This is a genomic window from Vibrio genomosp. F10 str. 9ZD137, assembly GCF_049974785.1.
Classification (GTDB): Bacteria; Pseudomonadota; Gammaproteobacteria; order Enterobacterales; family Vibrionaceae; genus Vibrio.
Map to the genome: position 1 here is coordinate 1 of NZ_JBNGCJ010000281.1, position 624 is coordinate 624.

At 39.1% G+C, this 624-nt stretch carries 1 protein-coding gene; it reads right to left on the minus strand.

What is annotated here, in order from left to right:
• Positions 1-86: 86 nt before the first annotated feature.
• Positions 87-557 carry a GNAT family N-acetyltransferase gene (locus ACP45E_RS04815; protein ID WP_017035879.1) on the minus strand — a complete coding sequence of 157 codons (471 nt, stop codon included), beginning with the start codon at positions 555-557 and terminating at the stop codon, positions 87-89.
• Positions 558-624: the final 67 nt, after the last annotated feature.

A 624-nucleotide genomic window follows, 5' to 3' on the forward strand; every position in this document is an offset into this window, starting at 1 on the left:
CATTGTACCTTAAACACTTAACCTAACTTGAACCGAGATCACCAAGCGTTGTGAATCCGCCTTAAACGCCTTGTTATGTGAACCGTTTAGCACATAAGAGTTTTGGCATACTCAAATACCATAAACTCATCAGAAGCATCAGGCTTAAACTCACCGACCTTTTTGTACCCTAGCTTTTCATAAAAATGATGATTGCGATATGACTTGTAAGGTGTAAGTAAAGACCAATATTTAATATGGCTGTACTGATTCTCTATAAGACGCATGACTTCAGAACCGATATGTTGGTTCTGATACTTTTGCGCAATGTAGACATATTTAATTTCAATAGAGGACTGGTCACCGCACTCAACACAGATTGCACCCGCGAATTCACCGTGACATAAAACTTTGAAAAAATTACCTTTACCAGCCTCTGAATTAAACCACTCTTTTGATTCGATATTTGGAGGAAAAGCACCATATTTGTCAACATCAGCAGCAAATGCAGCTAAAGCCGAATCTTGCAGGAGCTGGGCATCCTCCGAAACTGCGAGTTGAAGGTAAATATCAGACATAATTATCCTTAAATTATCATCTCTTGCGGATTTTTGATTAGGTCACATAACGCCTTACTAAGTGGCG

Bases quoted from the DNA above. Each gene is read 5' to 3' on its own strand.
- ACP45E_RS04815 (WP_017035879.1), bottom strand. From the start codon at position 557: ATGTCTGATATTTACCTTCAACTCGCAGTTTCGGAGGATGCCCAGCTC.